20 protein-coding genes are annotated in these 20,065 nt (G+C 47.6%); 6 read left to right on the forward strand and 14 right to left on the reverse strand.

The genetic code is table 11. From position 1 onward, the window contains the following. Nucleotides 1-84: 84 nt before the first annotated feature. Together MKX71_RS19955 and MKX71_RS19960 are read right to left on the reverse strand one after the other, a co-directional pair. Nucleotides 85-243: a hypothetical protein gene (locus tag MKX71_RS19955; protein ID WP_277736798.1), complete on the reverse strand. Its 159-nt coding sequence runs from the start codon at nt 241-243 to the stop codon at nt 85-87. Between the two features lie 28 nt (nt 244-271). Next, nucleotides 272-862, reverse strand: a complete 591-nt coding sequence (locus tag MKX71_RS19960) for a DNA-3-methyladenine glycosylase (RefSeq protein WP_003227303.1) — start codon at nt 860-862, stop codon at nt 272-274. 128 nt (nt 863-990) lie between these two features. Here MKX71_RS19960 and katX point away from each other — a divergent pair, with 128 nt between their 5' ends. Continuing rightward, complete coding sequence (gene katX / locus MKX71_RS19965) at nt 991-2,634, forward strand: catalase KatX (protein ID WP_339231540.1); 1,644 nt, start codon at nt 991-993, stop codon at nt 2,632-2,634. A 103-nt stretch (nt 2,635-2,737) separates the two neighbouring features. Then, on the forward strand, nt 2,738-3,940 hold the full coding sequence (locus tag MKX71_RS19970) for an MFS transporter (protein WP_014481307.1): 1,203 nt from the start codon (nt 2,738-2,740) through the stop codon (nt 3,938-3,940). Here the strand turns inward: MKX71_RS19970 and MKX71_RS19975 are convergent. The 6 genes from MKX71_RS19975 to sigY are packed head-to-tail and all read right to left on the reverse strand — an operon-like array spanning nt 3,937 to nt 6,841. Continuing rightward, nucleotides 3,937-4,713 (reverse strand): ABC transporter permease subunit, encoded by a 777-nt coding sequence (locus MKX71_RS19975; RefSeq protein WP_003243335.1) that lies wholly within the window; start codon nt 4,711-4,713, stop codon nt 3,937-3,939. The genes MKX71_RS19970 and MKX71_RS19975 overlap by 4 nt on opposite strands. Then, on the reverse strand, nt 4,710-5,597 hold the full coding sequence (locus MKX71_RS19980) for an ABC transporter ATP-binding protein (RefSeq protein ID WP_024573403.1): 888 nt from the start codon (nt 5,595-5,597) through the stop codon (nt 4,710-4,712). The genes MKX71_RS19975 and MKX71_RS19980 overlap by 4 nt, the downstream gene beginning before the upstream one ends. A gap of 6 nt (nt 5,598-5,603) precedes the next feature. Continuing rightward, complete coding sequence (yxlE, locus tag MKX71_RS19985; protein ID WP_003227293.1) at nt 5,604-5,792, reverse strand: sigma Y negative regulator YxlE; 189 nt, start codon at nt 5,790-5,792, stop codon at nt 5,604-5,606. Further along, a complete protein-coding gene (gene yxlD, locus MKX71_RS19990; protein ID WP_003242917.1) occupies nt 5,789-5,995 on the reverse strand; it encodes a sigma Y negative regulator YxlD in 207 nt (68 codons plus the stop codon). The genes yxlE and yxlD overlap by 4 nt, the downstream gene beginning before the upstream one ends. Further along, nucleotides 5,992-6,312, reverse strand: a complete 321-nt coding sequence (locus tag MKX71_RS19995) for a YxlC family protein (protein WP_003227289.1) — start codon at nt 6,310-6,312, stop codon at nt 5,992-5,994. The genes yxlD and MKX71_RS19995 overlap by 4 nt, the downstream gene beginning before the upstream one ends. After that, nucleotides 6,305-6,841: an RNA polymerase sigma factor SigY gene (gene sigY / locus MKX71_RS20000; protein WP_015250905.1), complete on the reverse strand. Its 537-nt coding sequence runs from the start codon at nt 6,839-6,841 to the stop codon at nt 6,305-6,307. The genes MKX71_RS19995 and sigY overlap by 8 nt, the downstream gene beginning before the upstream one ends. Nucleotides 6,842-7,052: 211 nt before the next feature. On the opposite strand from sigY, the gene MKX71_RS20005 reads away from it, so the two are divergent. Continuing rightward, on the forward strand, nt 7,053-8,426 hold the full coding sequence (locus MKX71_RS20005; protein ID WP_003244111.1) for a cytosine permease: 1,374 nt from the start codon (nt 7,053-7,055) through the stop codon (nt 8,424-8,426). A gap of 14 nt (nt 8,427-8,440) precedes the next feature. On the opposite strand, the gene MKX71_RS20010 is transcribed toward MKX71_RS20005, so the two are convergent. The 5 genes from MKX71_RS20010 to cydA form a co-directional block, all read right to left on the reverse strand. Next, nucleotides 8,441-9,271 (reverse strand): NAD(P)H-hydrate dehydratase, encoded by an 831-nt coding sequence (locus MKX71_RS20010; RefSeq protein WP_029318638.1) that lies wholly within the window; start codon nt 9,269-9,271, stop codon nt 8,441-8,443. Nucleotides 9,272-9,356: 85 nt separating this feature from the next. After that, nucleotides 9,357-11,084, reverse strand: a complete 1,728-nt coding sequence (gene cydC / locus MKX71_RS20015; protein ID WP_339231541.1) for a thiol reductant ABC exporter subunit CydC — start codon at nt 11,082-11,084, stop codon at nt 9,357-9,359. After that, nucleotides 11,081-12,784 (reverse strand): thiol reductant ABC exporter subunit CydD, encoded by a 1,704-nt coding sequence (cydD, locus tag MKX71_RS20020; protein ID WP_339231543.1) that lies wholly within the window; start codon nt 12,782-12,784, stop codon nt 11,081-11,083. The genes cydC and cydD overlap by 4 nt, the downstream gene beginning before the upstream one ends. Beyond that, nucleotides 12,784-13,800: a cytochrome d ubiquinol oxidase subunit II gene (gene cydB, locus MKX71_RS20025; protein ID WP_003244559.1), complete on the reverse strand. Its 1,017-nt coding sequence runs from the start codon at nt 13,798-13,800 to the stop codon at nt 12,784-12,786. Before cydB ends, cydD begins: the two co-directional genes overlap by 1 nt. Continuing rightward, entirely contained in the window at nt 13,784-15,190 is a 1,407-nt protein-coding gene (gene cydA / locus MKX71_RS20030; RefSeq protein WP_003243795.1) for a cytochrome ubiquinol oxidase subunit I, read from the reverse strand. The genes cydB and cydA overlap by 17 nt, the downstream gene beginning before the upstream one ends. Nucleotides 15,191-15,744: 554 nt before the next feature. On the opposite strand from cydA, the gene cimH reads away from it, so the two are divergent. The 3 genes from cimH to MKX71_RS20045 all read left to right on the forward strand — a co-directional run bounded on the left by cimH (nt 15,745) and on the right by MKX71_RS20045 (nt 19,165). Further along, nucleotides 15,745-17,097: a citrate/malate transporter CimH gene (gene cimH / locus MKX71_RS20035; RefSeq protein ID WP_339231544.1), complete on the forward strand. Its 1,353-nt coding sequence runs from the start codon at nt 15,745-15,747 to the stop codon at nt 17,095-17,097. 121 nt (nt 17,098-17,218) lie between these two features. After that, on the forward strand, nt 17,219-18,907 hold the full coding sequence (locus MKX71_RS20040; RefSeq protein ID WP_327847126.1) for a M56 family metallopeptidase: 1,689 nt from the start codon (nt 17,219-17,221) through the stop codon (nt 18,905-18,907). A 57-nt stretch (nt 18,908-18,964) separates the two neighbouring features. Then, nucleotides 18,965-19,165 (forward strand): hypothetical protein, encoded by a 201-nt coding sequence (locus MKX71_RS20045; RefSeq protein ID WP_024571471.1) that lies wholly within the window; start codon nt 18,965-18,967, stop codon nt 19,163-19,165. A 13-nt stretch (nt 19,166-19,178) separates the two neighbouring features. Here the strand turns inward: MKX71_RS20045 and MKX71_RS20050 are convergent, their stop codons facing one another. Further along, the gene (locus tag MKX71_RS20050) at nt 19,179-20,018 is read right to left on the reverse strand and encodes a polysaccharide deacetylase family protein (RefSeq protein ID WP_339231546.1); all 840 of its coding nucleotides are present in this window, start codon (nt 20,016-20,018) and stop codon (nt 19,179-19,181) included. Nucleotides 20,019-20,065: the final 47 nt, after the last annotated feature.

Below are 20,065 nucleotides of genomic sequence, written 5' to 3' on the forward strand. Positions count from 1 at the left end.
TAAATTCTATAATGGAGAGAATGGCAAGTCAATGAACATCCGGAGGACTAGAGGGAAAACTGACCTATAAAAAAACAGCCGGGATCAGCCGGCTGTTCTAGATGCGGACATATTCTTTTGTTTAGACGCCTTGCGGTCCTTCATGATTCTTCGAACAATCGGGTAAATGACCGGCGCCCATTTGATAACGGTTTTGATCATCTTTTTCAAAGCTCCGATTCTCCCTTCTTTTTTCTCAACCATTCCCCTGATTGCCTCTTCCTTAAACATGCTAACGCGACACGTACCTGTTTCCCGTCACCCAGAAACGCCATGGATAATCGCGTGCCTCCCCGCTGTTGTCAATGCCGATGCGCGGGCCGGTTGAAATTGCTTCCGGTGTGTACCCGCTTTCGATGTAAAGCGGCTGTTCCGTGATCCAGCGTCCGTAGTCATTCATCGTGACGCCAAGCGCTTTCGTCAGCTTTCCGGGTCCGTTTGTCCATTCCCTCGGACTCCTGCCCGGCCTTCTCTCCTCCATTAACAGCTGGCCTTCATGCGGCTCAATCGCCCTGATTAATACCGCTTGCGGAACATCCTCTTCCGCGGCAACGACATTCAGCAATGTATGGGTGTGCATCACGTATGTATATACCCGCCCAGCTTCTGCAAACATGATCTCAGTCCGCTTCGTCCGGCGGTTGTTAAAGCTGTGGGCCGCTCTGTCTCCAGCCCCCATATAGGCCTCTGTTTCCACAATATAGCCTGACGCTGTGCCTTCGTCTGTTTCTTTTACAAGAAGGCAGCCCAGAAGCGATGGGGCAAGCTCAAGAGCGGTTTTTTGATAAAACGTGATGGGAAGCGGATTTTTTTCTCTCGTCACGAATCGACCTCTCCTTTTACCGATTTTTGTACATTGTACCATTCCCGAAGCAGATCAAAAAAAACGGCTGTTTTAAAATCTTTCCATTCAGGGAATATTGTTACCGTTCAAAAAAGGAGGGCCAACCATTGAAAGATGATCATCCAAACAAGCAGCACCAATCAAATGCCCAAGGGAGCGAGGAAGCGCTTTCTCATAAGACATCCGGGAAAAACGAGTCAGAGGATACCTTAACGAATAGGCAGGGGCATCCTGTTACTGACAACCAGAATGTGAGAACCGTCGGGAATAGAGGGCCTACAACACTTGAGAACTATGATTTTCTCGAAAAGATCAGCCACTTCGACCGGGAACGCATCCCAGAGCGGGTTGTTCATGCCAGGGGAGCAGGTGCACATGGATATTTTGAAGCGTACGGAAGCTTCGGAGACGAACCGATTTCAACATACACACGGGCCAAGCTCTTTCAGGAAAAAGGCAAGAAAACACCGGCATTTGTCCGTTTTTCAACTGTGAATCATGGAAAACACTCGCCTGAAACATTGAGAGACCCGCGCGGTTTTGCTGTAAAGCTATATACAGAAGACGGAAACTGGGATTTGGTCGGAAACAACCTGAAAATCTTTTTTATCCGCGACCCGCTGAAATTTCCGGATCTTGTACACGCATTTCAGCCTGATCCAGTGACAAACATCCAGGATGGTGAACGTATCTTCGATTTCATTTCTCAATCTCCTGAAGCGACACACATGATCACCTTCTTGTTTTCGCCTTGGGGCATTCCGGCCAACTACCGGCAAATGCAGGGTTCAGGCGTACATGCCTATAAATGGGTGAATGAGGAGGGCAAGGCCGTTCTCGTGAAATACCATTTTGAACCGAAGCAGGGCATCCGCAACCTGACACAGAAGGAAGCAGAAGAGATTCAAGGGAAAAACTTTAACCATGCCACACAGGATTTATATGACGCGATTGAAAATGGCGATTATCCAGAGTGGGAAGTGTATGCACAAATCATGAGCGATGATGAGCATCCTGAACTGGACTTTGATCCTCTTGATCCGACAAAACTGTGGTATAAAGACGATTTTCCATGGAAACCGATCGGCAAATTGGTTCTGAACAAAAATCCGGAAAACTACCATGCGGAAGTGGAGCAAGCTTCATTTGGAACGGGGGTGCTTGTCGACGGGCTTGATTTTTCAGACGACAAATTGCTCCAGGGGCGTACGTTTGCCTACTCTGATACGCAGCGCTACCGTGTAGGCGCAAATTACCTGCAGCTTCCGATCAACTCGCCGAAAAAGCATGTCGCCACCAACCAGGAAGGCGGGCAGATGCAATATCGGGTCGATAGAGCAGAAGGACAAAACCCGCACGTCAACTATGAGCCATCCATTATGGGCGGGCTGAAGGAAGCGAAGCAGGACGGAAAAGACCATACGCCGCATGTCGAAGGTGATGTAAAGCGTGAAGCGATTGACAGAACAAACAACTTCGGACAGGCTGGAGAAACGTACCGGAGATTTACTGAATTTGAGCGGAACGAATTGATTACGAATTTGGTGAATACGCTTTCTACGTGCCGAAAAGAAATTCAGGATCAAATGATTGAGAATTTCACAAAAGCTGATCCTGACTACGGAAAACGTGTAGCAGAAGGGCTAAAAAAGGTTTCCGAAAACAACAGCAACGGGCCGATCGGCACAACTGAAACGGAACAGGCTGCAAAGCAGGCTGAACAGGAGAGCCATCCATCTGATCCGTATTAACAACAGCGAACAGGGCTTTTTTTGAAGCCCTGTTTTTTTATTTTTCTATAGAAACGCTTTCAACAATTGTGTTGTACTGGAAGGAAAGGGGTGGAGAGATACGATGGAATTACAGCAGGACTTGATTCCTCAGAAAAAAACAATCGGCGCCTTAGATCACGCCGTTTTTTTATGCATGGTATTTTGTTTCTGGTTTTCAGGCTATATTTACGTTCCTGTATTCAGTCTGTATTTGGAGGATCTGCACTTTTCATATGGCGCAATCGGCATCATTCTCGGCAGCTACGGGGTCACGCAAATCCTTCTGCGATTCCCGCTCGGCCTTTTGTCAGACATCCTGTTTTCCTTGCGCAAGCAATTGTTAATTGCCGGGTTCGGCTTTTCCGTCCTCAGCAGCCTGCTTTTTCTGATGTTTGATTCTTTCTTCTTCGTGCTGGCCGCCCGGCTTTTCGCGGGAATCACTGCTTCTACGTGGGTGATGGCGACCATTTTATACGCACATTATTTCAACAATGGCAATGCATCAAAAGCAATGGGCATCATGCAGTTTTTTACCGTCATGCCTCAGTTTGCCAGCATTGTGTTCTGCGGGCTCGCCGCAGCCCATTTAGGGAGGCAGGTTCCTTTTTGGATGGCGCTGGCAGCTTCTGCCGCAGGTCTGGTGATCTGCTGCTTTATTCAGGATCCGTCTGCTCCTCCCGCAAACCGTGGCACCATTCGTGTCAATCAGTACATCAAAGATACATTGCGGCTGCCAAAGCTGAAGCTTTTCACCATCCTGTCTATGACGGCCCATGCCGTATTATTTATCACAGTGTTTGGTTTTACGCCGCTTTACATGAATCAGCTCGGAATGGGCGACGCGGAGCTTCTTTGGGTGATGAGCGCCTTTTTCCTCCCACACGCAGCCGCCACATTAAGCTTTGTGCTTCTGCGCTTTACAAGCCGTATCGCTTACTTCGTGATGCTCATTAGTTTCGCTGTCACCGGGGTCTGTTTGCTATACGTTCCTTTTTCAGCTGCATTGTTCACGGTTTGCATCACACACGCCTGTATCGGACTGGCGCTCGGCTTCGTTTTTCCTCTGCTGCTAAGCCATGTCGTCGAAATCAGTTCTGCCCGTTTAAAAATGTCAGTGATGGGGTTTTATCAATCATTTTATGCGCTAGGCATCTTCCTCGGGCCCCTTCTTGCCGGAAAAATCGCACAGCTTGTCGGGCTTGCGGGAGTTTTTTATGGAGCCGGGTCTCTGGCATTTGCCGCCTTTTTTGTGATGCTCGCGCAAAAACGTAACATGATCAATTAATAGCTTTCATACCGCCGGAAGCGCCACACAGAAAACACGGCCAGAAGCATGATGCACAGAATGGAGAAAGTGAGTGACCATCCGAAAAAATCTGCCCGCTCTCCATGAAGAAGGATATGCTCCGCCTGCTTGCAAATCTCAGCCGGAAGCCACTTCGCACCATCTGGAAATAATGAAACAGCAAAGGAAACGGCTGCTGTGAGCCCGATCCCGCAAGCCGCAGCTGCTCCGACAGACCGGAATATCGTACTTCCGGCAAGGCCGGCGGTCACAATAAATATCACCCAAAGCGCGTAAAGGCCAAGGCTTGCGGCAAAGCGGCTGAATGATGCGTCCTCAAACAGCAGCCGGACGTAATAGTAAGCAAGCCCGTATCCAGCTGCAAACGACATAATGCCGATCACGCTTTGGATGAGCCATTTACTCACGATATAATGGGCTGCCGTCACAGGCCGCGACATAATCAGCGCTGTTACCCCTTGATTTCTTTCATTGGCTACACTGCCCATCACGCTAAAGATGACCAGAGCCATGCCAAGCGTGTTGAATTGAGAAAGCGTGCTGACCATCACTTCAGACCCGGAGGGCATCGTAAAACTGATTTTCATGCCGTCAGGAAGGTTCCCTCCATGTGCGATGATTTCCGGCATATAATAAATGGTCAGCGGCTGTGTCAGCCCGACGATCATCATCGCAATCGGCAGCCAAATCAGCTTGCCGCTTTTCCATCCTTCCAGCCACTCCTTCTGCAATAGCGCCATCATCACCTTCATGCGTGCACCACCTTTAGATAGACGTCTTCTAGAGACTCCGTTTTCTGTTCAAAGCGGGTGACGGTCAATCCCTTTCGGATACAGTCACTTAATAATGACCGGCCAGCGTGTATATCAGGCAGCTCGAAAACCGCTTGGGACGGATTCTTATAGACAATAGCTGAGACGTAAGGCTTCTCTTCAAGCCAACCTTCCAGCTTCTCTTTCACTGAAAGGGTAAAAACGTTCGTTTGCTGCTGTTGTTTCAGCTCCTGTAACTCGCCTTTCCATGAAATCTCACCGTTTTTCATAATCACCACTTGATCACACACCTGTTCTGCATCGTGCAAAACATGTGTAGAAAACAGAACGGCCATATGCTTTTTCAGCTCCCGCATCATGTCCAGCACCTCGAACCGTCCTGTCGGATCAAGCGCAGACACCGGTTCATCCAATATCAAAAACTTCGGTTTATGGAGCAGTGCCTGTGCCAGACCGAGTCTTTGTTTCATGCCTCCTGAATAGCCCCCGATCTTTTTGTGCGCCGCTTCATGCAAACCCACAAATTCCAGCATCTCGCCGATTTCCTCTTGGCATTTTCTCTTCGAAAGGCCGGACAGTCTCCCCGCAAATGTCAAAAATTCATTTGCGGTCATCCAGGAATAAAAAGCTGGATACTGCGGGAGGTACCCAATCAAACGCCGATCCGGCTTTTTTTCTCCTAACAGCTTAATGTTTCCGGAGGTTGGCGAAAGCAGACCGGCCAGCATTTGCAGAGTCGTGGTTTTGCCGGCTCCATTGGGACCTAATAGCGCGACACACTCGTTTTCATTCACGTGAAAACTGATATTCTTTACAGCTTCATGATGCCTGTACGATTTGCATAATGATTCAATAGACAGCATATCGGCTTACCTTTGCTTTCTGCCGACGGTGAAAAATAAAATCGGCCCGATAATATTGATACATACGATGATTGCAGCCCACATCCACTTTGGCCCGTTCGTCCGCTCTTCTTTTATACAGCTGATAAGGGCAAACACCGCCAAAGCCAGCTGTAATACAATCAGCGGCAAAATCATTTCCCAAGAAATATTCATTGCTTGATCCCCCTTTTCTTCCGATCCGGCCTAATGACAAAAAAGTAATAACAAATCAGAGGCATCGGTGCTTGAATCAATCCGACAATCCCCCAAACCCATGCCATGTGATTACGTTTTTTCGCATCAATAAATAAAAAGATTCCCTGCGCCAATACGATGAGACAAGCCGCAACCGTTATGATAATTTCTGTTTGTGTCATCCGCGTTTCACCTCGCATTCGCCGAGATGCCTTTTTTTCTCAGCCGCAATCAAAATCGGCAGCACCGCAAGCACACAAACCTGAAGCACAATAAACACAGCAGGAGCTTGAGTGAAAGCTAAGATTGCAGCACTCACAACCATCAGCGCGCAGAATACAAATAAAATGATCTCTTGAAGAAGTTTTTTTCTGTATTCAGCTTTCATTTGTGACAGCTGGTGAAGCAGTTCTTTTTGATTCGGTATAGAGGGATTGGCTGTTTGATCAATTTTTTTCCATTCTGACTTTAAATGATCAGAAAGCTTTTCTTTATTCATCATCCCACTCCTTTCTGATTTGCTGGAGCCCTTTATGAACTCTGGACTTTACAGTGCCTTCTTTGATTTGAAGCATCACCCCGATTTCAGCGTAGGTATAGCCGTAGTAATGCCTTAATAAAACCGGTGTGCGCAGTTTAGGGTCCAGCTTTGAAAACAGATCGAGCGTTTCGCTCCACTCTGCCCCTTTCGCCGACACGTCCCACTTGATCTTGCGGATTGTTTCCTCCGTAACTGTCTGATTCCGTTTCCATTCTCTCTTTCTCTTTTTCTGGTGATCGAGATAGAGCCGCGATGCAATGGAGATCAGCCATGTGGAGAATTTTGAACGGCCCTGAAAGCTTCTTAAATGGATGTACCCTTTCAGAAAGGTTTCCTGAACAAGTTCCTCGCTGAGATCGGGGTGAAGGGAAAGCTTTAACAAGTATTTATATAAGAAAGAATAGTGATAGTGGAAAAGGGCTGTAAACGCCTCGTCGTTTCCCTCTTTCGCCTGCTGGATCAGCCGCTGTTCTTCATGTGTATCCAATGACCGTGATCCCCCCTTTTTTGTTTTTCTGCCTTATGAGACGACACCGGATTCAAAAGCGTTCATCTTTTTTACAATTCTTTTCAGCCATTGACAGATCAGGCTTCCCGGCCGTTTGGCTGCATATCCTTATTTGTAAACCCTCTTATAGTCTGTTAAGCTATGACTTTATGTCGATTTCAAAAAAACATCCAATATGGAGGACGATGCATTGAAAGTAGAAAGGCGAACGATTGAATATATTCCGAATGAAGAAAGACATGGTAAAGCGAAAGATTTATTTCCCGTATGGTTCGGGGCTAATATGCATATCACCACGTTAGTGACCGGCACGATTCCCGTTGCAATGGGACTTAATCTGTTTTGGAGTGTTGCCGCTATTATTTGCGGAACCTTAATCGGTGCCATATTTATGGCGTCTCATTCCGCGCAAGGCCCTCAGCTAGGCATCCCGCAAATGATTCAAAGCCGTGCCCAATTCGGCGTAATCGGAGCGATTCTTCCCCTCTTCTTAGTCATGTTTATCTACCTTGGTTTCTTCGCAAGCAGTACGATTCTGGCGGCCGGAACCTTAAGCAGCTTTGTTCCCATCCCGGGATCATGGAGCATTATAGGCTTAAGCGCCGTATGTTTTTTACTCACCATTTTCGGCCATGATTTGATTCACAAAATGCAAAAAATCCTTTCTTGGACCTCTTTTGCTGTATTTTTTGCTGCAACGATTCTCATTTTTCAATTGCCGATTCCAGCAGGCAGTTGGATTCCCGGAGCGATTGATCTGCCAATTTTCTTGGTGGCAGTCAGCGCAGTTGCGACGTGGCAGCTTGCCTACGCGCCGTATGTTGCCGATTATTCAAGATATCTGCCAGTTAAAACACCGGCTTCAAAAACATTTTGGTACAGCTATGCAGGTACATCTGTCAGCTCCATCTGGATGATGCTGCTCGGCGCATTGCTGACAACCTCACTTCCTGACTTTACGGCAAACTCAGGCAGCCAGATTGTCCAATTGTTCGGTCCCTTCTCGTTTATTATGCTGATCATTGTGTTATTTGGGCAAATGGCAATCAATGTTTTTAACCTGTATGGGGCCTTCATGTCCACGACAACAACGCTGGAGCCGTTTCTGAAATTAAAAGTCACGCCCAAAGTCAGAATCATCATGATCCTGGGTGTCACGCTTGTCGGCACAGTCTTAAGCCTACTGGGACAGAGCAATTTTATGGAGCTGTTTTTGAATTTTATCTTTTTCATCAGTTATTTCTTAATTCCGTGGACGGCAATCAATTTAGTCGATTACTACTTCGTTCGCCACGGAAAGTATCAAGTCAAAGCCATGTTCGACGTAAACGGGCCTTATGGAAAGGTCAATTGGATCACCACAATTGCGTTCGTTCTGTCTATCTTGCTGGAAATTCCGTTTATCAACACAAGCTTTTACATCGGACCGCTTGCCAAAATGTTTGGCGGCGGAGACATCGCATGGATTATCGGCTTGGCCGTGCCTTCTGTGCTTTACTATGTATTAATGAAACCGCGTCTGAAAAAACGGGCGGGGTATCAAGAAAAGCTGTCTTCTCTCTGAAGACAGCTTTTTTATCATTCAAATCGTTTCCACACGCGGGGCAGGATGTCAGATAGCTCATGAGCGAGCAACGTATGAGCGGAGTGCTCGTCCGTCCAGAGCTCGGCGCACGCACCATGCAAATAGACCGCGTTTAATATGGCGTGCTTTGGATCTTCATGGCAGCAGAGCATCCCCAATATCATGCCCGTCAGCGTGTCACCGGTTCCGCCCTTGGCGAGCGCCCCGTTTCCGGTTGGATTGAGCCAGCAGTCTCCATCAGGAAACGCGATGACGGTTTGGTTTCCTTTTAACACAATGACAGTCTGTAGCTGAGCCGCCCATTCCTTTGCATATTCCGCTCTTTTTTTCTGCAATTCGTTCACGGGCACCCCTGTCATTCGGGAAAACTCGCCCGGGTGCGGCGTGAGGATGACGGGGGCCTCCCGTTTCGGATATGTGCGCTTCGCCAGCGCTCCGGCATCCAAAATAACAGGACAATCAGCCGTAAGCACATGATCGACTGCCTGCTGTACGCTTTCCGTTTGCGGAAGGCCCGATCCGATGGCAATGGCTCGGTACGTCTCTTCAAGCTGAGCATCCGCCGCCTTTTTCCAGCCGTCACGCCAATAGGTCGCCTCGGGCAAAACAGGAACAATTAGCGGGATTACGCTTTCTGATGTACCGATGACAAGCTTGCCGAGACCGCTCCGCATGGCCCCAAGCCCTGCAAGCAGCGCTGCTCCCGGCATGTCGTCACTTCCAGCCAGCAGCAAAGCCGTACCGTACGTGCCTTTATGGCTCTCCGCATCTCTTTCAGGAAGCGTGGCCCTTACATGCTCTTCCGTCCAAAATGGAACATTCATCTCTATCCCTCCTCTGCTTTCTTTTCCTATTTTTCCTGTCCCTTTTCTTTTTCAAACAAAAAAGACAGCCTTTTAGGGCTGTCTTTTATTTTACAGGAACATCAAGGTGATACAGGCGGCGATATCGTTCGTTTGCCGCCAGCAGCTCCTCATGGGTTCCTTCCATTTCTGTTTTGCCGTTTTCGAGAAATACGATTTTATCGGCTGCTTCCACTCCCGCGAGATGGTGTGTAATCCATAAAATCGTTTTTCCTTTCAGCACCTCAAACACCGTTTCCATCAATTCACGTTCGGTAATAGGATCGAGGCCGACTGTTGGCTCATCGAGGATGATGATCGGTGTATCCTGCAGCAAAATCCTCGCAAGTGCGATCCGCTGGCGCTCTCCACCGGAAAAACGGATGCCGGTTTCTTGTACAGAGGTATGATATCCGTCAGGCAATGACTCAATGTAGTCATGCAGCTTGACCTGCTTTGCGGCGCGGCGCACATCCTCGTCGCTTGCTTCTCCGTTTCCGAGCCTGATGTTGTTCAAAATGCTTGTATCAAACAGGTGCGGTTTTTGATTTAACACGGCCACCGCATCCGCAATCTGATCCTTTAACAGCGCTGTCTCCACTCCGTTTAACGTCACAGAACCGGAGTCCGGTTTCAAGGCGCCTTCGATTAATGCAAGCGATGTTGATTTCCCAGAGCCGCTTCGGCCGAGCAGCGCCATTTTTTCTCCTTGGCGCAGCGTAAAGGAAAAGTTGTGCAGCACTTGGCTGCTGTTGTCATAAGAAAACGTCACATCACGAAAGGCCAAGGTGACATCTTGAAGATCGAGAATTTGATCCCCTGATTCAGTTTGTGACGCCTCCGGCTGAGGAGCCACATTGTTCATGCGTCTGATAGAATCCTGATAGCCCGGCACTTCGCCTAAGGCATCCGAAAGCGGCAAAAAGGCTTCCGTCAACGGAAACACCACTAGCACAAAAGCGGCAATCATCGTTTTAGCGAGCTCGCCGTCCGCTTGCTGTCCCGCTGTCCAAAACAGCATCAGCAAAATAAGGCCAGCGACAAGGCATTGCGCAGCAAAGTCCCGCCATCTTGTAAAGCGTTGTTTTTTCCGTTCAAGCTCAAACCAATCACGTTCCTCTTTTTCATAAGCATCAATAAAAGCATGCCGGCGTCCGCTGAACATCCAGTCGCTGACACCCATCACAGCATCTGTCAGACGGCTGTACAGCACATTCCGTCCGCTTTTCAGCTTCGCATTCTTCGCTCTCGTCACGAGCAAAGACACAACCGGAAACAATACAACAAGAACAAACAAATACAGCGCAAGCAATATGGCAAACGGCCAAGAGAAGAAGCCGAGCGCTATCACTGACACAGCATACAGGAGCAAGGCTGAGATCGCAGGAAAAATCGTTTTTAAGAAAGCATCCTGCAAATGCTCAATATCCTCAGACAAAATGCCGAGCATATCCCCCGTGCGAAAACGGGAACGCGGCATCAAAGCACCCGGCTCAAGCATATTGTAAAGGCGGACGCGCATGTCAGATACGATTTTCAAAATGATGTGATGGCCGACGAGCCGTTCCACATATCGCGACACAGAGCGCGCAATCCCAAAGGTGCGCACAGCGACAATCGGCACATAAATGAGCAGAATGTTTTCCGGCCTTGTCGCCGCTTTAGAAATCAAAAAACCTGAGGTGAACATGAGAAAAGCAGCAGAAAAAATCGTCACCGCACCCAAAAAGATAACCAGAACGAACAGGCGGGCATTTTGCTTGATATACGGCAAAATCCATTCTTCTTTCTTCATGCTCTTTCCCCCAGTTGTGCCTTCACGAGTTTGGTATACACACCGTTTTTCTCCAGCAGTTCATTGTGAGTCCCGATTTCCGCAACCCTGCCCCCGTCAAGCACGATAATTTCGTCCATATCGAGCATCCAGTGAAGGCGGTGAGTCGCGAGAAAGACGAGCTTATCCTCAAATAAATCCAGCATCGTTTCTTTTATTTCATATTCTGTTTCGATATCAAGATGGGCGGTCGGCTCATCCAGCAGCAGGATCAGACGGTTTCCCAAAAAGGCGCGGGCCAGCGCGACACGCTGTGCCTGGCCGCCGCTGAGCGCCCGGCCGCCTTCCCCGATCCGTCCCTCTAATCCTTGAGGAAGGCTATCCACCAGCTCCTCCAGTCCAGCTGCCGCAGCAGCACGTGTTGTATCCTCTGCCGAAGCGCTTGGATGGTAGAAGCGAATGTTGTTGCCAAGCGTATCATCAAAAATGTACGGATGCTGGGGAATGTAAAGAAGGTTCTTCTGCCAGCTGCCGTCCTGCAAATGGGACCGGCTTGTACCATTAACCTCAATCATCCCGCCATCCGGCTCTAAAAATCCGCCGAGAATATCAATTAATGTTGATTTTCCGGCGCCGCTTGCACCGATAATGCCGATTTTTTTCTTGCCTTTGAATGAGAGATGAATATCAGACACCGAACGGCCGACTGACACGCCTGACAGCTTCAGCTCATCCTGATCGGACCAAGCTTCGAGCTGAAGCGGCGTCTCTTCTTTAAAACCAGGCTGCGACAAAATCTCTTGAATGGTTTTTCCTGCTTCCTGGCCGTTCAGCGTTGCATGATAATCATTCCCCACTTCCCGCACCGGCAAAAAATACTCAGGCGCCAGAATAAGCGCTGTTAAAGCGGGGCCAAGCAAAATATCGCCGTCAATGAGGCGCAGGCCCAGAAATACTGCGACTGTCGCCACCGACAGCATCGTGAAAAAATCGAGGGCGAATGATGACAAAAACGCCACCCGGAGTGTGCTCATCGTTGCCTTGCGATACCGCTCACTCACATAGAAAATATTTTTGCTGTGTGACTTGCTCAAACCTAGGAAACGCAATGTCTCCAGCCCGCGAAGAGAATCAACAAAATGATTGGAAAGTCTCTGATAGGATTTCCACTGACGATCCGCTTTTCTCTGCGCGACAAGGCCGAGAAGAATCATAAAGATGATCAGAATCGGCATAGCAGCGACTAAAATGACCGCTGATGTCCGATCCTGAAAAAACACATAAATGACAACTGCCGCAGGCACAATCGCCATGCTGACCATTTTCGGCAGAAACAGCTCCAGGTAGCGGCGGAACTGGCTGATGCCTTCCATCGCCAGCGTCACCATTTGCCCCGTCCCCTCTTTCTTTGCAAAGCGGGGGCCTAATCGGAACAGCTGATCAAGAAAACTTTTCCTCAAATCTGCTCCTGTCCGGGCGGCGTATTGATAGACGATTTTCTGTCGCGCCACCGTCACCCCGTGCCGGGCGATAAAAGCGATGAGGAAAAAGCCGATCATCGGAAAAAGGGAGGTAATGCCCTTCCCGTTGAACAGTCCGGTTACGGCCTCACTCAGCCACTCTGCCTGCATAATAATGGCGGCTGTCTGAATCATCGTTAAACAAGTAATCAAGGTGAGAATCCGCTTCATTCCTTTATATCGAAACAGGTCTTTTCCCATTAATAAGTCATAGGCTCCTTATGGCTGACGCGCTTCCGGAAGACATAATAGCTCCAGATCTGGCTGCCGATGACGAACGGCAATAGCGTTAATGCTGCAATTGACATGACTTTAAGCGAATAATCTCCGGAAGAAGCGTTAGCTACTGTTAAATCGTATGCGCTATGAAGCGAGCTGACCATTACACGAGGGAATAGGGAAATAAAGATCATTCCCACGGTCAGCGCCAGACCAGCGCCTGTCATCCCAAATGTCCAGCCGTCTTTTTTCTTACGAATAAATACAGCCGCGAGCATAAAGCAGATGACAATCAAAACAGCGAGCGGAATGGTAATCTCGCCGCGGCGTGTAAACATGTCTGTCTGATACGCAGAAAGGGCCGCGAAGGCAAGAACCGCTACAAAAACAACACCCATTATCTTTTGCGCCATTTTCCGGGCGCGGTTTTGCAAATCACCAATCGTACGCAGCGTGATAAACATTAATCCATGCTGGAAGCAAAGAAGTGTTACCGTCACACCGCCAAGTATAGAATATACATTGATATAATCAGATACATGTGCGTGAATGTTCATGTCGGCATCAATCGGCATCCCGCGGAATAATGTCGTGAACAGCACACCAAGCACAAACGGAGGAATCAGACTGCCGAAGAAAACGACCCAGTCCCAAACCTTTACCCATTTTAAATGATCCACCTTGCCGCGGAACTCAAACGCGACCCCGCGGCCCATTAACGCAAGCAGCACTATGACAAACGGAATGTAATAACCGCTCAGCATCGTTGCATACCAGTTTGGGAATGCCGCGAAAATGGCGCCTGCGCCAGTCAAAAGCCACACTTCATTCGCGTCCCAGAACGGCCCGATCGTGTTGATCAGCACTCTGCGTTCTAATTCATTATGGCCAAGAAAACGGGTCGCCATGCCGACCCCGAAATCAAAGCCTTCCAAAAAGAAGAAACCTACAAACAATACGGCAACGAGTATAAACCAAAGATCATGAAGAGATGCCATGGTATACCTCCTGACTAAATGGATCTGTTGATACAGGCACATCATGATGATTATCATGCTCCGCGCCTTTTTTAATCTCACGGATAAACAAGAAGACAAGCAGTGCGCCCAGAATCATGTACATCACACCGAATGCGATGATTGAGAATAACAAGGAACCCGCTGTTACGTTAGGCGACACAGATTGAGCGGTTGTCATTAACCCCATAACCGTCCAAGGCTGACGTCCGATTTCTGTCATAATCCAGCCCGCGGAGTTCGCAAGAAACGGGAAGGAAATCAACGCGATCATGATGCGCAAATACCATTTGCTGTTTTCAAGCTTTTTGCGGCGGTTTAACCAAAGGCCGCCTAACGCAGCAAGAATCATGACAACACCTGCTCCTACCATGATGCGGAAGCTCCAAAATGTCGTTTTCACTGGCGGAATGTAGTCGCCTTTACCGTATATTTTTTCGTACTCAGCCTGAAGGGTTTTCATCCCTTTGACACTTCCGCTGAATTTCTGATAAGCCAAGTAGCTCAAGGCATAAGGAACTTTGATTTCATTTGAGCTTTTTTCATTTTTTGTATCGATCGTCGCAAAAGCGGTCCAAGCAGCAGGGTCACCGCTGTCTTCCCATAGGCCTTCACTTGCAGCCATTTTCATCGGCTGTGATTCCATCAAGTGCTCAGCCTGCATGTGTCCGCTAAGGCCGACGCCAAGACCGGCACAAAGGCCGACGATCATTGCGAGTTTAAAAGATTGCTTAAAGAACGGCACTTCTTTTTTCTTCAGCAGTTTAAAAGCACTCACTCCGGCAATAAAGAAAGCTCCAGTGGCAAGCGCACCGAAAATAACGTGCGGGAATTCAACCCAAAGCTGAGGGTTTGTAATCAACGCGCCAAAATCATTCATTTCCGCGCGGCCGTTTTTGATCGTAAAGCCGACCGGCTCCTGCATAAAGGAGTTTGCTGTTAAAATCCAGAAAGATGACATGATCGTTCCGAATGATACGAGCCATATGCAGAGAGCGTGAATTTTCTTCGGCAGGCGGTCCCAGCCAAAAATCCATAATCCGATAAAAATAGATTCCATGAAAAACGCCAATAATGCTTCAATCGCAAGGGGAGCGCCAAATACATCTCCGACAAAACGGGAGTAATCAGACCAGTTCAGTCCAAACTGGAATTCTTGCAAAATCCCCGTTACAACACCGACTGCGAAATTTATTAAGAATAAGTGTCCCCAAAACTTTGCCATTTTGAGATACAGCTCATTTTTCTTTACAAGATAAAGAGTCTCCATCAACGCAACCATAAACACAAGCCCGATAGACATCGGCACAAACAAGAAGTGAAACAACGTTGTTGATGCAAATTGTATGCGGGCTAATACCAATTCACTCATGCTTTCTCCTCCATTTCCGGTTAAAACTGTAATTTGCTCACTACTTCACAAGTAGAACCGAGACTTTGATCAGTAATTCACAAAATAGACGAAAAAAATATTGTTCAATATTTCACAAATGTGTCAAAAAGTCGGCCAATATGAGGCAAGATTGCCAGACTGACCAAATGACACAATCTCTGACTGGTTCATATTAAGTACTTTACAACGATTCATTTCAAAAATAAAGCCTAAAATACCTAAAAAGTCCCGCACTATGTGACGGATTTTTGTCTATTTTGTTGCTTATTTATGTCGGCTGCTAGGATAAATGACCCTTTATTATCGTACATCAACACATCGTTCCTTGCGAACAAAATGCTTGCCCCCGCCCCAGCACTCGAGTCTCAGCATTCCGTCTTAAACCGATTTTAGTCAGAATGCCTCTTTTCATTTGAACCGGTAAGAGGAGAAAAGTTGAATAGTAAATTTTTAATATATTAATAATTTCAATTTTTTAGTATACTTAACATAGTGAACAATTTCACTGCATCAAGAATAGGGGAGGTTTTTCAATGGGAGAGCTTCAAACACACATGCAATTGCAAACGGATACAATTCACGAAGGGGTTCGAAAAGAGAATTGGTTTGCGAAAGCCATGAATATAAAAGTAGGCATCATACCGCTTCCTGTGTATGCCTTGCTGTTTATATTAATCACTGTTTTTGTTATGCATCACGATGTAAAAAGTGACATTTTGACATCCATTGCCGTCATGGCGTTTTTCGGGTTTACCTTTGCCCAAATCGGCAAATCGATACCGATTGTTCGTTCTATCGGCGGCCCGGCCATCCTAGCTACTTTTATTCCGTCCGCTGTCGTGTACTATCACCTTCTGCCTAATGATATCGTCAAATCCACCACAGAATTTACAGAAAACTCAAACTTTCTATATTTGTTTATCGCTTGCATTGTCGTTGGAAGCATCCTCGGCATGAAAAGAGAAACACTCGTAAAAGCATTTATGAAAATCTTTATTCCGCTTATTGTCGGTTCTGTCACAGCCGCTATTGTCGGACTGGCTGTCGGGACATTGCTCGGACTCGGATTTCAGCATACCCTGCTGTACATTGTCATTCCGATCATGGCTGGAGGAGTAGGAGAAGGCGCTATACCGCTGTCCATCGGATATTCTGACATCATGCCCATTTCTCAAGGGGAAGCGTTTGCACTTGTTCTGCCATCGATTATGCTGGGCAGCTTGTGCGCGATTATTCTAGCGGGATTGCTGAACCGAATCGGAAAGAAAAAACCGGAATGGACAGGCAACGGCAAAGTGGACCGCTCCGAAGAAGAGTCCCCTGCGCTGGAGGAATCACAAAGCGGACAACAAATGTTCAACCTTTCTTTATTTGCGTCAGGCGGTATCCTTGCTGTTTCTTTATACTTAGTCGGCATGCTCGCTCACGATTTTTTCGGTTTTCCGGCACCCGTTGCCATGCTGTTACTGGCTGTTCTAATCAAGCTGTTCAGATTGGTGCCTGCCTCAATTGAAAATGGCGCGTTTGGAGTGTCCCGCTTTTTTTCAACAGCTGTGACCTACCCGCTTCTCTTTGCGATTGGGGTATCCATGACGCCGTGGGACAAGCTTGTCGCCGCTTTTAACCTCAGTAATATTATTACGATTCTGTCTGTCGTTGTGACCATGATGGCCGTTGGCTTCTTCACTGGAAAATGGCTGAACATGTATCCGATTGAAACCGCCATTATCAATGCGTGCCATTCTGGACAAGGCGGTACGGGTGACGTTGCCATTTTAAGCGCCGCTGAAAGGCTTGAGTTGATGCCGTTCGCCCAGGTATCTACCCGCATCGGGGGAGCGATCACAGTATCCTTAACCTTATTGCTGCTGCACCAGTTTTATTGATCCCCGCAAGCAAGTTCTTCGTCAAACGAAAGAGCTTGCTTTTTTGCATGTCCATATTTTTGCAAGTTCCCATCCCATGCTATAGTAATAGTTGGAAATACTAGATAGAAAGGAATCTGGCATGCCTATGGGAACTCATCTATTTCTCTTTATGCTTCTCGGGCTGGGATTTTATTTGATATCAGCCCTAGCTGCAAAACTCATTCCGGCCATAGACTTCTGGATTGATATTGTTCTATGGGTCGGCGCTGCAGTTTACATCTTCTCTCATCTCTCATTCATGGACGGCATTGTCTCACTCGCGACAATGTTCTACTGCTATTGGACCGCAATGGATCTCATTGTTTCAGAGCGTGTGGAAAAACCTTCGGGAGACTGGCAGGAAATCGAGCTGGCCAGAAACAAAACACGTCTCCTGTCAGACATTACGCTGACCGCCATTGTGTTTGCAGGGGCTGTTATTTTTTTCATCTATGGACCTGACCCAAGCCCTCTCAAATATGTGATCCTTCTCGGCATGATCTCCGGCGGAGGGGCACTGGTGAAGCGTATACTGAATGTTTTCAGCGTAAAGGTTTTTTATTCAGCAGCCTTAGAAAAATTGCATATCAGCTCACACTATGAAACCCGTACATACCCGCTTTCCGATTTGAAGGACATTCAGCTTGAATCAACAGCTGATCTCTTAAAGCTCCATCCGCTTCTGACGATGTATTCATCACGTTTAGATTTGACAACAAGCTTTCAGCAAGTCATTAAACTGTCTCTTCCCGGCGAAACACTGTTTCTGACGGTGAAGAAACCGCAAAAATGGAAAACAATTCTTCAGGAATACACAGATGCAAAAAACAATGTGGACAATGTGATTTCTGTTTTGCCGTTTTATCATAGAAAAAATGTGAAGCGGCTGCTCGGGAAGCTTTATTTTGCCGCCAGCGTAAAAGGGGTATCCGCTTACGCCTTATTGGTGCTCGCGTTATACGCATCACACGCCTCTCCATGGGTCATGGCTGTTGCCGTAATCCTATATTGGGTATTCAACATGTATATGTCAGACCGTGTGTTGCGGGCAGCGATGGACGCCAAGCCTTGTCATCATCCGCATGTACAGGCAGCGGCCGATATGATTTTCCGATCGGCCGGCATTTCCCATGTCCGCATATACGAAACGGAGAGTGATGATTACAACGGAATGGCAGTAGGCATGAATGTCGGGAGGTCAATGGTCATCCTGACAAGCGCCACACTAACACTTCCACAGCGTGTCATCGAAGGCATTCTGGCCCATGAGGCAATTCATATCAAAAAACGTGACGTTCTGTCATCACAGCTTTTGCGTTTTCTATATCTTGGAGCTGTCGTTGGGATTTTCCTCTTGTTTGAGCAGCATATCACCCATCCCGAGGCCCACAAAATTGCGCTTTGGGCTTTCATTATGGCAATCATTATCCTATTCCAGCTCTATCAATCCTTTTGTTCACAATGGATGGAGGTGCGTGCTGACAACCTTGGCGCATCCTTGCTGGAGGGCGGTTACAAACAAATGGCTGAAGCCTTGAAAATCTTGGCGGTTCAGCAGGATGAGGACATACAGAAACAAAGTGCCTACAGCTCTGAAGCCGGTGAAGACGAGCTTCAAATTGACTCTCTCACCCGTGATAAAAGCTGGTTTTTCAGATTGATTGATTTTCAGTTCGCTCCTCATCCCCCTATGTATTGGCGTGTCGGCACTTTATTGTCAAACAAAGGACATGGGGTGCTAAAGCGCTGGCTCAGAGACCGCCTGAAAGAATCAATCACTTTGAAATGAAACCGGTCAGCGTTTCATCCGTATAACAGATATGGTGAAAAAAGGGAGTGACGCGAAGTGATTGTGATCATCTTATTGTTTATATCTATTATTGTTTTTCTTTCAGTCATTCAGCCGCAGCCATCGGAAAATAAAAGCCGCCAGCAGGCGGACAGCGGGTATTTCGGTTATTCAGACAACGGCTCACACCATGATGGATGTAGCAGTGACGGAGGTTTCAGCGATTCCGGCTGTGGCGGCGGAGGGGGCGGCGATTAAACGCCGCCTTTTTTTATTTCATTGATTCGATGTACGCACCAAAAGCCGAGCCTGACATGCCTGGGGACACGCGCACACGATGGAGGGCATACATTCCCTGGTCTCTTGAAGCCGCGCCTGGTTCTGTCGTCACGCCCATTTGATAGCCTGTTTTTTCAGCGGCCTTCAGCGTCTCCTCATTGTAGCGCCCTACCGGATAGCTGATGATGGTGGTTTGCTGATGAAACATGTTGTCGAACAGCTTTTTCGAATCCGCCATCTCGCTTTGCTGCTGTTGAGGCGTTAATCCGTTCAGCTCAAGGTGGTCAATCGTATGGCTTTCAATCGATACGCCGTGCTGTGCCATTTCCTTCATTTGGTCCTCTGTCAGATGGTGCTTATGTCCGATCGATTTGCCGATCATAAAAATCGTTGCCTTCATCCCGTATTTTTTCAGCACCGGATACGCATCTTGATAATTGTCGGTGTACCCGTCATCAAATGTGATCAGCACGCACTTCTCACTCGGTTTTTTATCCTGCGTCAGCATGAGATATGCCTCTTTCGGCGTTAATGTCTGATAGCCGTTAACATGAAGCCACTTCATATGCGCCTCGAATTCTTTCTTTGGCACACGGAGGCTGTTTCCTGAAGAAATGCTGTGGTACATCAAAATCGGCAGCTTTGCCGGTTTCTCTGTTTTGATCCATGCGGATGTATCGTCTTCTTTTTTCTGAACTTGTACTGCCTTTTTTTCCGGTTTCTTTTGTTCCGCTTTTGGCATCGGCTGCTCTGCATTCGCTTCTTGATCAGCGCAAGCCGCAAGAGCCAAACAGCTGCCCAAAAGAAAGATGCTTAAAAACAATCGTTTCATCGTTCTCCTGCTTTCTGTCTATTTCTTCCTCCTTTTTCATCGGTTTG

Source organism: Bacillus sp. FSL M8-0071, from assembly GCF_037975455.1.
Classification (GTDB): domain Bacteria; phylum Bacillota; class Bacilli; order Bacillales; family Bacillaceae; genus Bacillus; species Bacillus subtilis.